This window comes from Symbioplanes lichenis, assembly GCF_030709675.1.
Taxonomy (GTDB): domain Bacteria; phylum Actinomycetota; class Actinomycetes; order Mycobacteriales; family Micromonosporaceae; genus Actinoplanes; species Actinoplanes lichenis.
Genome location: NZ_JAUZQD010000014.1, coordinates 95,078 through 112,603, shown reverse-complemented (window position 1 = coordinate 112,603; position 17,526 = coordinate 95,078). Strand labels below are relative to the sequence as shown.

The following is a 17,526-nucleotide window of genomic DNA, read 5'->3' as shown; positions in this document are numbered from 1 at the left end:
AAGCGGATATCGGCCAACGGGCGGCAAAATGAGATGGTATGGCGTAAATTGACCTCGTGCCGCTGACTCGCAGGATCCTCCTCGCCGGGCTGGCGGCATCGCTCGCGGGCTGCGGCAGTGGTTCGGACGCCGCCGGGGACACCACCGAGCTGTGGATCTGGCCCGGCGGGCTGGGCGACGCGGTGACCCAGGACGCGGTGGCGCGCTATGCCCGGCGGACCCGGCTGCTGCCCAATGTCGTGCAGGGCGACTATCTCGACACCCTGACCGCGGCGCTGGGCAGCGGCGACGGGGTGCCGGCCATCGCGGGGATCAAGGGCGAGGACATCGCGGCCGTACTGCCCCGGGCCGAGGACTTCGTCGACCTCAACACGCTCGGCGCGCGCGACCTGGCCGGGCAGTTCCTGCCGTGGAAGCTGGCCCAGGGCAGCACCGCCGACGGGCAGCAGATCGGGCTGCCCATCGACATCGGGCCGACCGCGATGTTCTACCGGTCCGACCTGCTGCGCCGGGCGGGTCTCGAGGCGGGCGCCATGCCGACGTGGGAGCGGTTCCTGGAGGCGGGCACCACGTTCCGGCGCAGGAATCCGGGCGTGCACTGGCTGCGGAACGCGCCGGAGCTGTTCACGACGGCGGTCGGCCAGGAGGCGCGGCGGTTCGTGGACGAGGGCAATCACTTCGTCGGCGACCAGGCGCACGTACGGGATGCGTGGAATCTGGCCGTGGAGCTGGTCGAGCGGGGGCTGAGCGCGAACATCCCGCCCGGGCACGGCGACGAGTGGGACGCCGCGGTCCGGGACGGCAAGCTGGCGATCGAGCTGGGCGCCGCGTGGCACGCCGCCGATCTGCAGGAGGCCGCGCCGGACAGCGCCGGGTCGTGGCGGGTCGCGGCCGGTCCGGCGGCCGGCGCCAACTCGGGGGGCTCGTTCCTGGCGATCCCGGCGGCCGGCGGCGCGCCCGAACTCGCCTTCGAGATCATCAGCTGGCTGCTGACGCCCGAGAACGAGGCCCGCAACTTCACCGACGCCGCGCTCTTCCCGGCCACCCCGGCGGCGTACAAGATGAATGCCCTGACCCGCCCGGACCCCTTCTTCGGCGGGCAGGTCACGGTCGAGGTCTTCGCGGCCTCCGCGGAGAAGATCAAGCGGGTGTACGAGGCCCCGGCCGACGCCGCCCTGGCCGAGGTCTACCTGACCCAGCTCGCCGCGGTCGACGCGGGCGAGAAGAAGGGCGACGCGGCGTGGGCGTCAGCGGTGGCCACGGCTCGGCAGCTGGCCACCGAGCAGGGCGTCAACTGACGAGGCACCGAGCAAGAGCAACCGGCGAGGCACCGAGCCGGGGTTTCAACTGAGCGGCAGCTCAAGGAATGCTCAAGGGCCCGCGTGCCGGGCCGATCGGAGCAGCATGCGGATGTCGCTGCGCTGGATGAGGCGCCGGGTCGTGGCCCGGTGCGCCATCGCGGCGTTGCTGATCGGCCTCATCCTGCTCGCCGGGCTGGCCGTCCTCAGCACGCAGACCGCCGCGCGCGCCGCCGCCGGGGTCGCCGAGCGCGAGCTGGTCAGCCAGCATTGGAGCAACGCCTACGGCAAGATCGGCGTCGAGTACGAGACGCTCACCGACTATCTGCGCGGCGACGAGGAGGTGAGCCGGGGCACCCTCGCCTCGGTCATCGGCTCCGCCGCCGGCGACCTGCGCTGGCTCTATGTGCACGGCGGCTCGGACGCGCGGCGGGCCCGGGCGCTGCACAACGCCTACGACGGCTACAGCTACACCCTGCGTAACCTCGTCGACAGCGAGCGCGACGGCGCGCAGGAGATGGCGGACGCCGAGCAGGCCGCCAAGAGCGCCGCCGCCCTGCGCAAGCAGGCCGCGGACAGCGTGCAGCGCAACGACGACGAGATCAACGCGCTGCTGGCCCAGAGCCGGCGGGACAGCGACCGGCTGCTGCGCGCGGTCGAGATCATGTCCGGCGTCGACCTGGTGCTGGTGCTGCTGTGCGCGCTGGTGCTGCTGATGTACCAGACCAGCACCGAGCGGCAGGCGTCCGAGAGCCGCTACCGCGCCTCGCACGACGGGCTGACCGGCATCGCCAATCGCGAGCTGCTCACCGAGCGCGTCAAGGAAGCGATCGCCACCGCGGACCGCGACGGCACCGGCGTCGGGTTCTTCCTGCTCGACCTCAACCGTTTCAAGGAGGTCAACGACACGCTCGGTCACCACTACGGCGATCTGTTGCTGCAGGAGGTCGCCCGCCGGCTGACCTCGGCCGTACGCGCGGACAGCCTCGTGGCCCGGCTCGGCGGCGACGAGTTCGCCGTCCTGCTGCCCGGCGTGCACGAGGCGGCGGACCTGCTCGCGATCGGCGACCGTGTCCTCCACGCCCTGCACGGCGTCGCCGACCTCGACGGCATCGCGGTCGACGTGAGCGCCAGCGTCGGCGCCGCGCTCTATCCCCGGCCCAGCGGCAACGCGGCTGAGCTGCTGCAGCACGCCGACGTCGCCATGTACGCGGCCAAGCGCGGCCACCTCGGCATCAGCCTGTACGACCGGGACGCCGACGAGCACAGCTTCGAGCGGCTGACCGTGGTCGGTGAGCTGCGCCGGGCCATCGCGGTCGGCGAGCTCGAGCTGCACTACCAGCCCAAGGTGCGCATGGCCGACGGCCGGTTCAGCGGCGTCGAGTCGCTGGTGCGCTGGCGCCATCCCGTCCGCGGGCTGCTCTTCCCGGACCAGTTCATCCCCGCCGCCGAGCAGAGCGGCCTCATGCCGGCGCTGACCGACGCGCTGCTCGCCCTCGCGCTCGACCAGTACCAGCGGTGGCGCGCGGACGGGCGCACGATCCCGGTCGCCGTCAACGTCGGGGCCGCCTGCCTGCTCGACGCCGGGCTGCCGGGACGCATCGGGCTGCTGCTCGCCCGTTATGACGTACCGGCGGCGCACCTGACCGTGGAGATCACCGAGAGCGCCATGATCAGCGACCCGGCCCGGGCCACCGCGGTCCTCGCCGAGCTGCGCGAGCTGGGCGTCCTGCTGTCCATCGACGATTTCGGTACGGGCTACTCGTCCATGAGCTACCTGCAGAGCATGCCGCTGACCGAACTCAAGATCGACCGCCAGTTCACCACCAAGCTCACCTCCCCCGGCAGCGGCCGCGCCATCATCGGCGCGATCGTCGAGCTGGCCCACGCCCTCGAGCTCGCCGTCGTGGTCGAGGGCGTGGAGGACGCGGACACGTACGCGATCGCCCGCGAGCTGGGCTGCGAATACGCCCAGGGCTACCACATGTCCCGCCCGTTGCCGGCCGGCGAGATCCTGGCGTGGGCCGCGGATCAGTCCTCGACGTCGATGGCCTGGGCCGGGCACACCAGCGCGGCGTGATGCACGTCGTCGCCGTCGGACTCCGGCGGCTCGGTCTGCAGCAGGATCGCCACGCCGTCCTCGTCGCGCTGGTCGAAGACCTCGGGGGCGGCCAGCACGCACTGGCCGGAGCCGACACACTTGTCCTGGTCGAGGAGCACCTTCATGGTCACCAGCTCACCTTCAGCTCGTACACACCGTAGACCGCCCCGTCGTGCTTGAACGGCACCTCGTCCAGGGCGGTCGCGCGGCGCAGGGTCGGGATGCGGCGGTAGAGCGTGCTGTAGACGACCTGCAGCTCCATGCGGGCCAAAGGCTGGCCGAGGCACTGGTGCACGCCGAAGCCGAACGCGACGTGCCGCCGGGCGTCGCGGGTCAGGTCGAGGGTGTCGGGGTCGGGGAAGACCTGCGGGTCGCGGTTGCCGATGTCGTTGGCCAGGATCAGGCCCTCGCCGGCGCGGATCGTGACGCCGGCGATGTCGATGTCCTCGAGCGCCACGCGCCGGCGGCCGGTGTGCGTGATGTTGAGATAGCGGAGCAGCTCCTCGACCGCGCCCGCGACCACCTTCGGGTCGTCGGCGTCGCGCAGCAGGGCCAGCTGCTCCGGGTGCTCGAGCAGGGCGAGGGTGCCGAGCGCGATCATGTTGGCGGTCGTCTCGTGCCCGGCGAGCAGCAGCAGGACGCCCATGCCGGCGGCGTCGCCGCGGTCCAGCTCGCCGGTCTCGACCCGGGCCACCAGCTGCGAGAGCACGTCGCCGTCGGGGTCGGCCGGCTTCTTCGCCAGCTGCTCGCCGAGATAGTCGTGGAGGGCCTGGAACGACGCGCCGCGCGTCTCCGGTGACACGGTCCGGTTGATCAGGTTGCGGCTGTGGGACTGGAAGAAATCATGGTCCTCGTACGGGACCCCGAGCAGCTCGCAGATGACCAGCGACGGCACCGGCAGCGCGAAGGCCTCCACCAGGTCCACGGGCTTCGGACCGGCCAGCATCGCGTCGATGAGGTCGTCGACGATCCGTTGCACCGTGGGGCGCAGCGCCTCGACCCGCTTGATGGCGAACGGCGCCGTGACCATGCGCCGCAGCCGCAGGTGTTCGGGGTCGTCCATGAGGATGAAGCCGATGCTGCCGCCCGTGCCGCCGGGGCGGGCGGGGGCCGACGACGGATAGCCGGGGCGGGTCACGTCGGCGCTGAGCCGCCGGTCGGCGAGCAACGCGCGCTGCTCGGCGAAGCGGGTGACGAGCCAGGGGGTGGACCCGTCCCACAGCCGGACCCGGGTCAGGGGCGCCTCGGCCTGCACCTCACGCAGCACAGGCGGCGGATCGAAGGGACAACGCTCGGCCCGCTCGGCGGGAAAAGTGATGGCTTCTCTCACCCAAACCACTCAACGCCGCCCATTCCGGTAAGTCAAGTGACTGAATGCGCCGCCCGTCTATCCTGGACCGCAACATCCCAGGTCAGGACCGTCACCCATGCGCGAAACAATCACCGAGCGCCCCACCCGCGGGCTGATCCTCGCCACCGCCGAGCGCCTCTACGCCGAGCAGGGCATCGTCGCGGTGTCGAACCGCCAGATCAGCGAGGCCGCCGGCCAGGGCAACAACGCCGCCGTCGGCTACCACTTCGGCACCAAGACCGACCTGATCCGCGCGATCCTGCAGCACCACAACGAGCCCCGCGAGAGCCTGCGCCGCGCCCTCGCCGCCCAGCACGCGGGCCGCACCGACCTGCGGGCCTGGCTGACCTGCCTGGTCCTGCCGAGCACGGCGCACCTGGCGGCCCTGGGCACCCCCAGCTGGTACGCCCGCTTCGCCGCCCAGCTGCTGACCGACCCGGCCCTGCGCCGCCTCGCCGCCGAGGAGCACGCCCCGGAGCGCCGCGCCGTCCTCGACCAGCTGCGCGCGTGCCTGACCCACCTGCCCCCGGACGTACGCGACACCCGCGTCGACATGGCCCATACGCTGATCGCCCACACCTGCGCCGACCGTGAGCGCGCCGGCGCCACCGAAGCGGACTGGGCCGCCACCGGCGCCCACCTGATCGACGCGCTGGAAGGCCTCTTCACCGCCCCCGTGCGGTCACCGGGGAGGGGACCCGTCGTGTAGCGCCGGCACCCGGACGGTCCGGTGGGCGAAGCGGGTGCGATAGGCGGAGGCGCTCAGGCCGAAGTGGGCGCGGAAGCGGCGCGCGAAGTAGTTCTGGTCGGGCCAGCCGACGCTGCGGGCGATGTGCGTGATCGGCTCGTCGGTGTGCAGCAGCAGGGAGGCGGCGGTCTCCACGCGGTGGCGGGCGAGATAGGCCATCGGCGGCAGGCCGGTCGTCGCCTTGAACAGCCGGACCAGATAGCTCGAGGTCAGGTGCAGGCTGTCGGCCAGCTCGGTCAGGGTCCAGCGGCGGGCCGGGTCGGCCTCGAGCAGCCGCATGGCGCTGGTGACGGCCGGGTGGGCCCGGGCCGGGGACGGGCCGACCGCGCGGGCCAGGGTGGCCAGGAAGAGCGACAGGTGGCCGATGATGTCGCCACGGTAACGGTCGGCCGGGGCGCCGCGCAGCCGGTCGAGGGCGTCGAGGTGGGTCACGCACCGGGCGAGGTCGTCGGCGCCGAGCGTGGCGGTGAGCATGCCGCGGCGCTGGGCGGCATAGGGGCCGGTCCACAGCAGATAGCCCAGCAGCGGGTCCTCGCGGGTCCAGGCCAGCTCGCCGTGCAGCAGGTCGACGGAGAAGCAGCAATTGTAGAGGCGCAGGCCCCGGCACTGCTCGTAGCCGTGCCACACCCCGGGCCGCAGCAGCACCACGTCGCCGACGCTCATCCGGTGACGGCCGGCCATCGACCGGTGCACGCCGGCGCCGTCGATCATCACGGCGATCTCGACGAAGCTGTGCGTGTGGTCCGGGTGCACGTCCTCGTGCAGATAATGCCCGGCGTACGCCACCGAGCCGTCACTGAAGTAGAGCAGGCCCCGCCGCTCCCCCACCGGTGGCTCGGTCATCGTCCGACGATAGCGTTTGCCACGCGGGCGCCGGGGCACCCGGAAGTGATGCCGGTCGATCTGATGCCGCCGCTCCCCGAGCATCTGCAGCTCGAGATCACCTCCGCGTGCAACCTGCGCTGCACGATGTGCCTGGTCAGCTATCGCCCGCCGGTCAACAAGCTGGCCGGGGCCATGCCGATCGAGCTCTTCGAGCGCCTGGTCACGGACGTGCCCGGCCTGCGGCGGCTCACCCTGCAGGGCCTCGGCGAGCCGCTGCTGTCGCCCCACCTGCCCGCCATGATCCGTACGGCCGTCGAGCACCGCATCACGGTCGGCTTCAACACCAACGCCACGCTCCTGCACGCCCGCCGCGCCCGCGAGCTGGTCGACAGCGGGGTCGACTGGCTGCACGTGTCGCTCGACGGCGCCCGCGCGCACACGTACGAGAAGATCCGCGCCGGCGCGACCTTCGACACCGTGGTCGCCAATCTGGGCGGGCTGATCGCGGCGAAACGGGCGGCGGGGAGCCGTACCCCGTGGGTGCGGGTGGTCTTCGTGGCCATGCGCGACAACGTGGCGGAACTGCCCGATCTGGTCCGGCTGCTCGGGGATCTCGGCGTCGACGAGCTGCACGTGCAGAATCTGTCGCACAGCTTCTCCGACACGGACCCCGCCGGAGCGTACGAGGAAATCCGCGGTTTCGCCGCCGACCAAGCTCTGTGGACAATGTCCCCGCCCGCCTTCGCGGAAGCCCGCACCGCCGCCGCGGCCACCGGTCTCCGGCTGCGCCTGCCGCACACCGAGGAGCCCGCCGGTGACCGCCGGGGCTGCTCGTGGCCGTGGGACGCCGCGTACATCACGAGCACGGGCGTCGTGCAACCGTGCTGCATGGTCATGGGCGACGACCGGGTGGCGCTGGGGCGGCTCGACGAGCAGAGCTTTCCGGAGATCTGGCGCGGGGCCGCGTACCGGGAATTCCGCAGGAGATTGACCACCGACCGGCCGCCGGCGGTGTGCGCGGGGTGTTCGCTCTACCGCCGGATCTTCTGAGGCGACGATCCGGCGGCAGAGCCCGGAAGGATCAGACCCGCCGGCGTGTGGTCAGGAAGCCGAGGGCGATCATGCCGATGGCCAGCACCAGGTGCAGCCAGTCGTCGGCGGTGTTGAGGGGGACGAAGTTGGCCGCGGTGTTCTGACCGACCACCAGGCCGTAGAGCCAGAGGATCAGATAGATCACGCCGCCGCCGATGAGGTAGTTGCGCGCGCCGCCGACGGTGCGGGCCAGAGCGAGCCCGGCGACGCCGAAGAGCAGGTGGACGATGTTGTGCAGGACGGACACCTGGAAGATGCCGAGCAGTTTCGCCTCGCTGTGGTGCCCGGCGAAGCCGAGGTCGGAGTAGTTCGTCGTGACGCCCGGGATAAAGCCGAGGACGCCGACGAGCAGGAACACGATGCCGACGGCGAGGGCCGCGGTCTGGACGGCGGTGCGATGCCGGGAGTATGCGACGTCGCCGGCGCCGGAAGCGGTGGCCATGTCAGGTCTCCTGTCGTAGGGGACCGCTCGCATGCCCTCGCGGTGTGGGGCGAAACTTCAGCGGAATGACTTCTTTGACATGTATGCATGTCAATGTCTGCGCCCGACAATCGCCAGGTGAAGAGAATCTTGGCTCTCCTCGTCACCGCCACTCTGGCCCTCACCACGCAGGTGGTCACGACCGGGGCCGCCGACGCGGCGCCGCCCGGCACCCCGACCGCCGCCACCGCCCGGACCTACCTCGCCACGCTCACCGTGGCGGCTTCGACGCACACGACGACGTACGACCGGGAGCTCTTCCCGCACTGGTCCACCGTCTCGGGCAGCTGCAACACCCGCGAGACGGTCCTCAAGCGCGACGGGTCGGGCGTGGTCACCGACTCGGCGTGCGCCTCGGCCTCCGGGTCCTGGTACAGCGTCTACGACGGCGCCACCTGGACCGCCGCGTCGGACGTGGACATCGATCACATGGTGCCGCTGAAGAACGCGTGGATCTCCGGGGCGTGGGCGTGGACCACGGCCGAGCGCGAGAACTTCGCGAACGATCTGACGAACCCGCAGCTGCTCGCGGTCACGGACAACGTCAACCAGTCCAAGGGCGACAAGGCGCCGGACTCGTGGGTGCCGCCGCTGACGAGCTACCACTGCACGTACGCGCGGCAGTGGATCAAGGTCAAGTATGTGTACGACCTGACGGTGACCAGCACCGAGAAGAGCAAACTCACCTCGATGCTGGCCACCTGCTGAATCAGTTGGCCGGGTACTCCGCGAGGTACTGCGGGGTGCCCGACGTCGACGGCGGGGCGGCCGGACCGACGCCGTTGACGACGTGGTCGATCGTGCCCGCGCTCAGGTTCACGGTCATGATGTGGTGCAGCTTCACGCCGGGACGGTCCGGCACCTCGAAGCCGTTCTCGGTGTGGATCTCCGGGTTGTTCTGGTTGAAGACGTAGACCCCGGCGCCGTACAGCGTGTGGGTCTTGACCTTGTCTCCGACCTTGTAACCCGCGTAACCCTCGACCTTGCCGTTCATCCAGTCGGCCTGCGTCGGCGGGTCGTACGGGAGCTCGTTCTGGTAGAGGATCGTCGTGCCCTTGTCGCCGTTCCAGACGGTGTTGTACTTCTGGAAGTGCTCGACGAACAGGCCCGTCGCGGTCACGTTGTCGCCGTTGATGACGGCGCCGTAGCGACCGGTGTTGGTGCGCCAGCGCTGGGTGTCGCCGTTCACGCCCTCGGTGAAGCCCTCGACGCCGTGGTCCCCGCGCCACACCCAGGTGTGGTCGATGAGCACGTTGTCGCTGTTGACCTCGAGCGCGGTGTCGGTCTTGCCGATGTGCGGACCGCCGACGCGGAAGTAGACGTCGGACAGCGTGGTCGGGTTGCTCGGCGTGCTGATCCCGAAGCCGTTCTTGACGCCCACGCGCAGCAGCGTCTTCGACTCCTTGAGACCGGCGTCGATGGTGACGCCCGCGACGACCGCGCCCGGGACGTCGGCCACCGTCAGCGGCGTGGCGCCGTTGACCGCGGTCAGCGTGGCGTGACCCAGGCCGAGCACGACCTGGTTCGGCCACAGCACGTTGATGCTGCTCGCGATGTCGTACACGCCGGGGGTGAGCAGGAGGTTCTTGCCCAGCGCGAGGTTGGCGTTGATCAGCCAGACCGGGGTCTTCGGGTTCGCGACGAAGAAGTCGCTCAGCTTCAGGCTGCGGCCGGACTTCGCCGACACACCGCTGCTGTTGCGCTGCGCCGCCGGGACCTGGACCTTCCACTGGTTGTTCTCGACGAACAGGTACGGCTTCTCCCGGCTGACCGGGGTCTGCTCGACCGTGGTGTAGGGCGGGTTCGGGAACGCTTCGTCCGTGGGCGCGCCGACGACGCCGGAGAACACCTGGTTCCAGACGCCGTTCGACCAGCTGCCGACCTCACTGTTGCGGGTCAGCCACTGCTGCTGCGAGCCGTTCGTGACCGCCCCGAACTTCGAGTCGGCGATGAAGCCACCGCTGGCGTACTGCGGGCCGGCGGTGCAGTAGTCCATCAGCGTGAAGCCGCCGTTGACATTGATCCGCCGCAGCGAGACCGCCTGGGACACCGCCCAGAAGTTCGCCCCGGCGCGGCAGCCGTCCTGACCCGCGCCGTTGACGTTGATGGTCAGGTTGGACAGCGTCCGCCAGAAGTTGACCAGGGCGAGACAGTTGCTCGTGCCGCCGTCGGCGAGGCAGCGGTTGTAGACCTCCACCTTGCCGTTGATCACCACGTCGGACGGCGAGGCGCCCAGGCCGGAGATCTCGGTGTAGTAGCCGACCTTGATCTGCAGGGGCTTGTCGGCCGTACCGTAGGTGCCGGGCTTGAAGAGATAGGCGTAACGCGCGGTGCCCATCTCGTTGTCGACCTGCTTGGCGTGAGTCGCGTCCAGGGTCGCCTGGATCTGCTCCACCGGCATGCTGGGGTCGAAGACGGTGACGTTGGCGCCGAGATCCGGCGTCCGCACAACCGGCGCGGCGGTTGCGGGCGTACCGACAAGGGTTCCAGCCGTGGCGACCAGCAGGCCGACGGCGAGGATCCGGCTGAGGCGCCGGCGTGTCGTCATGCGGGGGGTCCTTTCCGTAACAAGGGTGTAACCAGATCACAGAAAGCGATAGGCCGCGGTCAAAGTCAACAGATCGCCCCGGTTCCGGAACCAGCCGTGCCCGTTCGGCTGGCCGATCACCTCCCTATGACGATCGTTCTGCCCTCTTTCACCTGCCCGCCCTCGTACGCCACCCGGTCGACCACCGTGCCCAGCGCGTCCGCCAGCGTCACCGCGCCGCCCTGATTGCCCAGCGTCATCCCGCCCGCCGCGACGATTTGCAGAACGGCACCCGGCGTCAAAATGCCACTGAGCGTCTGGGTACGCCCGGCCCGGTCCCGCAACGTCCAGCTCGCCAGGTCGACGGTCGCCCCGGTCGTGTTGAGCAGGGTGATCAGCTCGTTGCCCCGGTCCGTGCCGGCGGGGTCCGGCAGCGCCGCCACGATCAGCACGTCCCCCGTGGCCGGCCGGGCGCCCGTGGTCGGCGCACCCTGCGGCGCCGGATCCGGATCGATGATGAAATCCTCCGGCCAGACGGTCAGCCGGAAACGCTGCCCGTTGTTCTCGACGATGTCGTGGAGATTGCCGCTTTCGAGCCGGTCGAGCAGGAACAGGCCGTCGTCCCGGTTCACCGGGTCCGACCGCAGCCAGGCGTCGAAACTCATTCCGCGTGTCGCCAGGAACGGCACCAGCCGCCGGAAGAGCTTGGGCCAGATCACCAGCCGCTGCAGCGCGGCCAGGTCGGCGATCAGGGCGGCACCGTTCGGATCCGCGGTCGAGCGGGCCCAGATCCCCGCCTGATTCTCCCGCGCCTTCCGCGAGACCCCACCCAGATGGGTACGCAACGACGCCGGCAAAGTGGCATAGAAAGCCGGATAGACGAAACCCGCCGCCAGCAGGTGCGCGTTCGCCGACCGGTCGGTCAGCGTCTCCGCGAGAAACACCGTGGCCCCGTCGTCGGCGGGTGGCGTACCGGCGAAGACGAAACCGATCAGCCGTCCATGGGCGTCGATCCCATTGGAGAGTACGGTCCCCGGCACGCTGTCCTGATCGGCACTCTCCACTTTGTTGGGGAGATCGGCGAAGAACCGTACATTCGTGAAGCCGAGTTCCTTCAGGAGCTCGTCGCGCGCCGCGTTCGCCCCGAGCAGCTCCTGGTGTGCCTCGGCGAAATGCGTCTCCATCGCGTCGATCGCCTCGAGCCGCACGGAGATGCCGCGTGCGGTGAGGTCCGGGGGCGTACCGGACGGGCGCGGCAGCTCTTCGGCCAGACCCGGATCGTCCGGCATGAACTTGATGGTGTCGCCGTCCGGCTCGGGCCCCTGCCGGGGCAGGTCGGGATAGCGGATGACGAAGCGTCCTTGCAGCACTGTGTAGGTCATTCCGCCAGGGTGCGCCGCTGTTGCGACCTCGGGAAGCGCCCGGATCTGTCGGATCAAGGGCCTTTTCCCCCGCGGCCGCGACGCGGCGAGGGCCCGCGCGGGACGGCCCGGGGCGAGCCGCGCTGCTCGCCCCGGGTCGCCGGTCCTCAGTGGCGCGGGCGGAACGCGTGGGCGAGGACGTAGGCCGACACTCGCTCGCCGAGCCGGACGCCGTCCTCGTCGGCCGAGCGGAAGTGGACGCCGCCCCAGATGCGGGCCTCGGTCACCTCGGCGACCGCCGCCGAGAAGCCGCTGAACGTGCGGGTCGTGCCGGAGTCCTGGCTGGACGCGCTGAACGGGATGTCGTCGCGGCCGAAGAACGCCCGCATGGTCGCCATCACACCGCCGGTCGAGCAGGCATGGCCGGACGGGTACTCGGGGAAGCCGGGCGTGATCAGCAGCGGCATCCAGGCCGGGTCCGCGGTCGTCGCGCTGTTGCCGTCGGTGCCGGCGAGCTGGACCGCGGTGATCGGGCGCCAGAAGGCCCAGCGGCGCTTCTCCGTGAAGCAGGCGATGCCGCCGTCGGCCTGGACCACGTCGGTCATGGCGAAGAGGCGGGCCGTCTGCAGGGTGCTCAGCCGCTGCGAGGTGGCGAGGTTGCGACGGATCTCCCATTCGGACATGCGGCGGTCGTGCCACCACTTCGCGGACTCGGTCTGGTCCTGGGTGCGCACGGTGCTGGTGGCGCCGCCGAGCGCCTGGACCTCGTGGAGCTCGCGGGCGTACTCGGCGCTCGTGAGGGCCGGCGGTCCCGGCGTGCGGTAGGCCGCGCCGGACCGGATGACGAAGGGTTTCACGCCGGGCGCGGCCGCGCCGTCCTGGGTGAACGTCGGCGGGGTGGGCCGCCACTTCCCTGGTTCCTCACTGGTGGCCCACTGCGTGGCCGCGGCGGATCCGTCATTCGTCCGGGCGGCGATCATTGTCTCCGCCGCAGCTGTTCCCACGGCGACGCCGCCACGTTCGGCCCGGCCGTCGGGGACGGCGGCGAGCGCCGCGTCGTAGCGCGCTGTCAGATCCGCTGCCTGTGCGGGAAATTGCCAGAGCAGTGTCCGGTACGCCGCCGCGGCCACCGCAGCGTCGACCGAGTCGCCCCGGTGGGCGCGCGGGGCCGCCAGGAGCGGTTCGTAAGGAGTGCCGGCGATGGCGTTGACCGCGTCGTAGACGGCGCCGGAGACGATGGCGAAACTGCGGCCGGCGATGTAAGGCGGCTGCCGCGCCACCTCGTAGATGGCGTTCTGGGCGTTGACGTGCCACGCGATGACGGGGTTGGGCCTCGAGCTGCCACCGGCGGCGACGAACGGACCAAACAGGACGAAGGCGGCGGCTGCGGCCACCGTACGCGAACGAGCCATGAGAGCCTCCCGCGGGTCAGCGTGCCCGCGGCCGCCGGGGCGGGCAAGGCCTCGTCATGCGGCTATGTCCTGCGGTTTCCGGCTACTGGGTTCATGCCCGTTTGCGTCATGGGCGGAGAAGATTGCTGTATGCACCAATGAGCGCCGGTGTGACCATGCGTACTGGCGTGATCGCAACGTCTCGGGCAGCATTGCTGCGTGTCCCACCCGACCTCCCTCCAGGGCAGCCGCCAGCGCGCACAGGCACTGGCCGGCGCCGGCGATCCCGTGCAGGCCGTCCTCCTGCTCGAGCAGGCGCTCGACGTCGGCCGCGCCAGCCTGGGCGAGGACGACCCCGACGTGCTCACGACCGCCCACCAGCTGGCCGTGATCCTGCGCCGCGGCGGCGACACGAGCGGCGCGCGGCGGGTCCTCGAGGAGTCCTTCGCCGCGGGGCAGTGGCGGCTGGGCGACGCCGATCCGCTCATGCTGACCATCTCGTACGAGCTCGGGCTGGTCGCCGAGGAGATGGAGAACAGGCACGAGGCGCGGCGGGCCTTCGGCCGGGTGGCGGCGCACGGGCCGCGCGCGCTGGGCGCGGACCACTGGATGGTCACGCAGGCGCGGGCCTACCTGGGCGAGGACCCCCCGACGGTACGCATGGAGCTGCCCACTCCCCCGCCCGCCCCGGTCCGCCCGTCACCGGCCCCGCAGCCGCCGCCGCACACGCCCGCCCCGGTGTCGCATCCGCCGGTCGCGCCTTTCCCGGCGGCGGAGCGCCCTCCCGTCGCGCCGGACCAGTTCCACTCGCGCGCGGCGGAGCAGCACGCTCCTGTGGCCCCGCAGCAGCGCTTCCCTTCCGCGGCGGAGCAGCGCTCTCCCGGCGTGCCGGAGCAGGGCTTTCATCCCTCGGCGGAGCAGCACTTCACGTCCGGACGCCAGAGCCACTCGGCCCCGGAGCAGCAGTTCGGGGCCGGACCTCAGGGCCACTTCGAACCGGAGCAGCACGTCGGGGGCGGGCCGGAGCAGCACTTTCCGGCGGAGCAGCACTTCCCGCCCGTACCTCAGCAGCGGCAGCCGGTGTCGGCACCGCCGCACGCGGGTCCCGCGCCGACGCCACCGCCTCGGTCCGGGTCCTTCGGCCTGCGGGCGCCGGCCCTCTTCGCCGCCATCGCCGCGGTGCTGGGCGTGGCCATCGCCGTGGTCGCGCTCGTCATCGTGCTCGCCGATCCGGGTGACAAGCCCACCGCGTCGGATGTGCCAACCTTGAAGGGCCCGGCCCCCACGGACGTGCGTCTCCGCGATTACGGAGCGTCAGTCCAACTCTTCTGGTCCGACCCGGCCAACGGCCGCGCCTCCTTCATGATTACCGGCGCCCAGGCCGGCTCGCAACTCCGCCCCATGGGCGAGGTCGGCCCGGCCACGACGTCGTTCGACCTCAATGGCCTCAACGACAATCTCGATTACTGCTTCGCGGTGGTGGCCGTCTACAGCTCGAGCGAGTTCTCGACCTCGCCGCAGACCTGCACCCGTCGTGACCAGGCGTCCCCGTCCACAAGATGATCACTACATGCAACCACAGTTATCCACAACTGTGACTTGCGAGCTGTCGACCGCAGCCCGAATCGCCCTATGATGGCCTCCGTTCTGGACGGGCAGCAGGCGCCACACGGGGAGGGACGCGGGCTTTGAGCAGCATGGATGCCGGCACGGCACAACCACGGAGGCGCTGGCGCAGCCGTGGTGGTCTCGTCACGCTGGGTGTGGTGATGGCGCTCGTCGCCGGGCTCGGCGCGACGGTCCTCGGGCTGGGCGCCGCCGACCAGGCCGTGGCCAGCTTCGACGCCGCCTCCTGGCTGTGGAGCCGGGGCAAGGGCGAGGTCGCCCGGGTCAACGGCGTGACCGCCCGCGTGGACACCCGCGTCGACGTGCCGCGCGCCCGCACCCACGGCGTCGAGATCGTGCAGAATGACCGCTTCGTGCTGTTGCGCGACGCGAGCACCGGCAAGGTGAGCACGATGGACCTGACGTCGCTCAAGGAGGCGCACGAGCAGTTCTCCACCTCGGCCGGCATCGGCGTGCACGTCGCGCTGCACGAGGACGCCGCGTTCGTCATCGACTCGGTGCAGGGGCAGATCACGCAGCTCGACCCGCGCACGCTGGCGCCGATCGGCGAGCCGCTGCACTACCCGCCGGGCATCGCGGGCGGCGAGTTCGACGGCCAGGGCGAGCTGTGGATCGCGCTGCCCGCCGAGGGCACCGTGTCGGCCATCACCCCCGCGCCGCTGCCCGACACCGCGGCGAGCGCGGGCGCCGGGGCCAGTGCCGCCGGGCCCGCCCAGGTGCGCACCGAGGCTGTCGCCGCGGCCAGCCACGATCTCACGCTGGCGACCCTCGAGGACGGCGTGGCGGTGCTCAACCGCACCACCAACGCGCTGACCACGATCACCAGCAAGGCCAAGCAGTCGGTCACCCTCCCGCTCGACGGCATCGGCACGCTGCCCACCCATGTGGACGGTGACGTCGTCCCGGTCACGGTGCCCGAGACGCGCAAGGTCTTCGCCGTGCGCGGCGGCGCCACGACCGCCACGTTCACGGTGCCGGGCGACGGTGACGCCGACGCGTTGCAGCCCGCCGTGCCCTACGAGGGCTTCTTCTACGTTGCCGACGCGGACAGCGACTCGGTGCACGTCTTCGATGTCGCCGGCACCGAGCAGAAGCCGATCGGCTTCAAGAACCCGGGCGGTCCGCTCGAGCTCGAGGTCCGGGAGAACTACCTGTTCATCAACGCGCCGAGCGCCGCCACGGCCCGCGTCGTGGACGACTCGCACCAGGTGCGCAGCGTCGACAAATACGCCGACGACGTGCTCGGGGGCGATCCGCCGCCCACCCCGCCGGACCCGCCGCCCCCGCCGCCGAAGCCCAAGAAGCCGGTCGCGAGCAAGCCGGGCGCGCCCCGCAACGTCCGGGCCGCCGCGGGCAATGCCGAGGTGCGCGTCACCTGGCGGGCCGCGCCGGGCAACGGCGCCGCGATCACCCGTTACGTGGTCGAGGGCGCGGACAAGACGTTCCAGGTGGGCGCCGACCAGCGGGCCCTCGTGGTCACCGGGCTCACCAACGGTGAGACCTACAAGTTCGCCGTGCACGCGGTCAACAAGAAGGGCGACGGCCCGGCCCGCGAGAGCAACGCGGTCAAGCCGACCGCCGAGGTGCCGGACGCGCCCGCCGCCGTGACCGCCGAGGCCCGGCCGGACGGCAGCGTCACGGTCAGCTGGCCCGCGGCGAACGGCCAGGGCGTCGACATCGCGCGCTACACGGTCACCGCGATCAGCGAGGGCGGCAGCGCCCCGATCGGCGACGTCAAGGGCGGCGAGACCACGCTGACGATCGCCGACGGCGAGCTGGATTACGGCAAGCAATACGCGTTCACGGTCGTCGCGGTCAACGCGCGCGGGGCCGGCTCCAAGGCGTCGCCGGTGAGCGGGAGCGTCGTGCCGTTCACCAAGCCCGGCAAGGTGGAGGGCGTCGACGCCGCCACGGTCGGCGACCAGCCCGGCACGATCCGGGTGCAATGGGCGGCGCCGGCGGAGAACGGGCGACCTGTGACGAAATACCTGGTGACCGCCGGCGGCAAGACGACCGAGGTGACCGACGGCACGCAGGCCACGCTGACCGGTTTCGGCGCGGGTGAGACGGTGGCCGTCGAGGTCAAGGCGGTCAACGAGGCGGGCGAGGGCGAGCCCGGCTCGGCCACGGCCCGCACGGTCGCCAAGCCGGGCGTCACCGTGACGGGGTCGTCGGCGACGTTCGACACGGCGACGGTGTCGTTCACCGTGGACGCGGGCGGCGGCACGGCCACGTGCTCGATGACCGCGTCGGGAGGTGGCGGCTCGGCGACCGGCAGCTGCACCAGCCTCAAGGTGAGCGGGCTCAAGCCCAGCACGGCGTACACGTTCACGGTGACCGCCAAGAACGCCGCCGGCGAGACGACCAAGGCGCGCGCGCAGAGGACCGACGCGCTCTACGGCACGGCGACCTGCAACAACGGGTCGAGCGGGGCCGAGGCGACCTATTGCGACGAGGACGTCGACGGGCGCAACGGCAACGAGGTCTTCAGCGTCGCCCAGCAGGACAACGACAAGCAGGTGGGCTGGGCCAAGCCGGGACGGCGGCTCGAGGCCTACTGCAAGAAGAAGGGTGAGAGCGTCTACGCCTACATCTACAACAACGAGAAGCGCAGCACGTGGTGGGTGCAGGTCAACTACGACGGGAAGAACTACATCCCGTGGGCCTGGATCAACCTCGACGGCGGCGACGACATCGACGACCTGCCGACCTGCTGAGCCGCTCC

The 17,526-nt window shown here is 71.2% G+C and carries 14 protein-coding genes; 7 read left to right on the top strand and 7 right to left on the bottom strand.

Annotated features, from left to right (window positions below):
• The first annotated feature begins 56 nt into the window (after nucleotides 1-56).
• Both RAN62_RS30250 and RAN62_RS30245 read left to right on the top strand, forming a co-directional pair.
• On the top strand, nucleotides 57-1,298 hold the full coding sequence (locus RAN62_RS30250; RefSeq protein ID WP_305788217.1) for an ABC transporter substrate-binding protein: 1,242 nt from the start codon (nucleotides 57-59) through the stop codon (nucleotides 1,296-1,298).
• A gap of 112 nt (nucleotides 1,299-1,410) precedes the next feature.
• A complete protein-coding gene (locus RAN62_RS30245; protein WP_305788216.1) occupies nucleotides 1,411-3,378 on the top strand; it encodes a putative bifunctional diguanylate cyclase/phosphodiesterase in 1,968 nt (655 codons plus the stop codon).
• On the opposite strand, the gene RAN62_RS30240 is transcribed toward RAN62_RS30245, so the two are convergent.
• The gene (locus RAN62_RS30240; RefSeq protein WP_305788405.1) at nucleotides 3,330-3,524 is read right to left on the bottom strand and encodes a ferredoxin; all 195 of its coding nucleotides are present in this window, start codon (nucleotides 3,522-3,524) and stop codon (nucleotides 3,330-3,332) included. The genes RAN62_RS30245 and RAN62_RS30240 overlap by 49 nt on opposite strands.
• A 2-nt stretch (nucleotides 3,525-3,526) precedes the next feature.
• The gene (locus tag RAN62_RS30235; protein ID WP_305788215.1) at nucleotides 3,527-4,729 is read right to left on the bottom strand and encodes a cytochrome P450; all 1,203 of its coding nucleotides are present in this window, start codon (nucleotides 4,727-4,729) and stop codon (nucleotides 3,527-3,529) included.
• A gap of 97 nt (nucleotides 4,730-4,826) precedes the next feature.
• Between RAN62_RS30235 and RAN62_RS30230 the strand changes: the two genes are divergently transcribed.
• Nucleotides 4,827-5,459, top strand: a complete 633-nt coding sequence (locus RAN62_RS30230) for a TetR/AcrR family transcriptional regulator (RefSeq protein ID WP_305788214.1) — start codon at nucleotides 4,827-4,829, stop codon at nucleotides 5,457-5,459.
• Here the strand turns inward: RAN62_RS30230 and RAN62_RS30225 are convergent.
• Nucleotides 5,433-6,341, bottom strand: a complete 909-nt coding sequence (locus RAN62_RS30225) for an AraC family transcriptional regulator (protein ID WP_305788213.1) — start codon at nucleotides 6,339-6,341, stop codon at nucleotides 5,433-5,435. The genes RAN62_RS30230 and RAN62_RS30225 overlap by 27 nt on opposite strands.
• A gap of 48 nt (nucleotides 6,342-6,389) precedes the next feature.
• On the opposite strand from RAN62_RS30225, the gene RAN62_RS30220 reads away from it, so the two are divergent.
• Nucleotides 6,390-7,373 (top strand): radical SAM protein, encoded by a 984-nt coding sequence (locus tag RAN62_RS30220; protein WP_305788212.1) that lies wholly within the window; start codon nucleotides 6,390-6,392, stop codon nucleotides 7,371-7,373.
• A gap of 31 nt (nucleotides 7,374-7,404) precedes the next feature.
• Here RAN62_RS30220 and RAN62_RS30215 read toward each other — a convergent pair whose 3' ends face one another.
• Nucleotides 7,405-7,857, bottom strand: a complete 453-nt coding sequence (locus RAN62_RS30215) for a DUF4383 domain-containing protein (RefSeq protein WP_305788211.1) — start codon at nucleotides 7,855-7,857, stop codon at nucleotides 7,405-7,407.
• A gap of 93 nt (nucleotides 7,858-7,950) precedes the next feature.
• Here RAN62_RS30215 and RAN62_RS30210 point away from each other — a divergent pair, with 93 nt between their 5' ends.
• A complete protein-coding gene (locus RAN62_RS30210; RefSeq protein WP_438874572.1) occupies nucleotides 7,951-8,604 on the top strand; it encodes an HNH endonuclease family protein in 654 nt (217 codons plus the stop codon).
• A 1-nt stretch (nucleotide 8,605) separates the two neighbouring features.
• On the opposite strand, the gene RAN62_RS30205 is transcribed toward RAN62_RS30210, so the two are convergent.
• From RAN62_RS30205 to RAN62_RS30195, 3 genes are all read right to left on the bottom strand, one after another.
• Entirely contained in the window at nucleotides 8,606-10,444 is a 1,839-nt protein-coding gene (locus RAN62_RS30205) for a pectate lyase-like domain-containing protein (RefSeq protein WP_305788209.1), read from the bottom strand.
• 116 nt (nucleotides 10,445-10,560) lie between these two features.
• A complete protein-coding gene (locus RAN62_RS30200) occupies nucleotides 10,561-11,805 on the bottom strand; it encodes a lamin tail domain-containing protein (RefSeq protein ID WP_305788208.1) in 1,245 nt (414 codons plus the stop codon).
• A gap of 146 nt (nucleotides 11,806-11,951) precedes the next feature.
• On the bottom strand, nucleotides 11,952-13,196 hold the full coding sequence (locus RAN62_RS30195; protein ID WP_305788207.1) for a vanadium-dependent haloperoxidase: 1,245 nt from the start codon (nucleotides 13,194-13,196) through the stop codon (nucleotides 11,952-11,954).
• Nucleotides 13,197-13,394: 198 nt separating this feature from the next.
• Between RAN62_RS30195 and RAN62_RS30190 the strand changes: the two genes are divergently transcribed.
• Together RAN62_RS30190 and RAN62_RS30185 are read left to right on the top strand one after the other, a co-directional pair.
• Complete coding sequence (locus RAN62_RS30190; protein WP_305788206.1) at nucleotides 13,395-14,738, top strand: fibronectin type III domain-containing protein; 1,344 nt, start codon at nucleotides 13,395-13,397, stop codon at nucleotides 14,736-14,738.
• Between the two features lie 125 nt (nucleotides 14,739-14,863).
• A complete protein-coding gene (locus RAN62_RS30185) occupies nucleotides 14,864-17,518 on the top strand; it encodes a fibronectin type III domain-containing protein (protein ID WP_305788205.1) in 2,655 nt (884 codons plus the stop codon).
• Nucleotides 17,519-17,526: the final 8 nt, after the last annotated feature.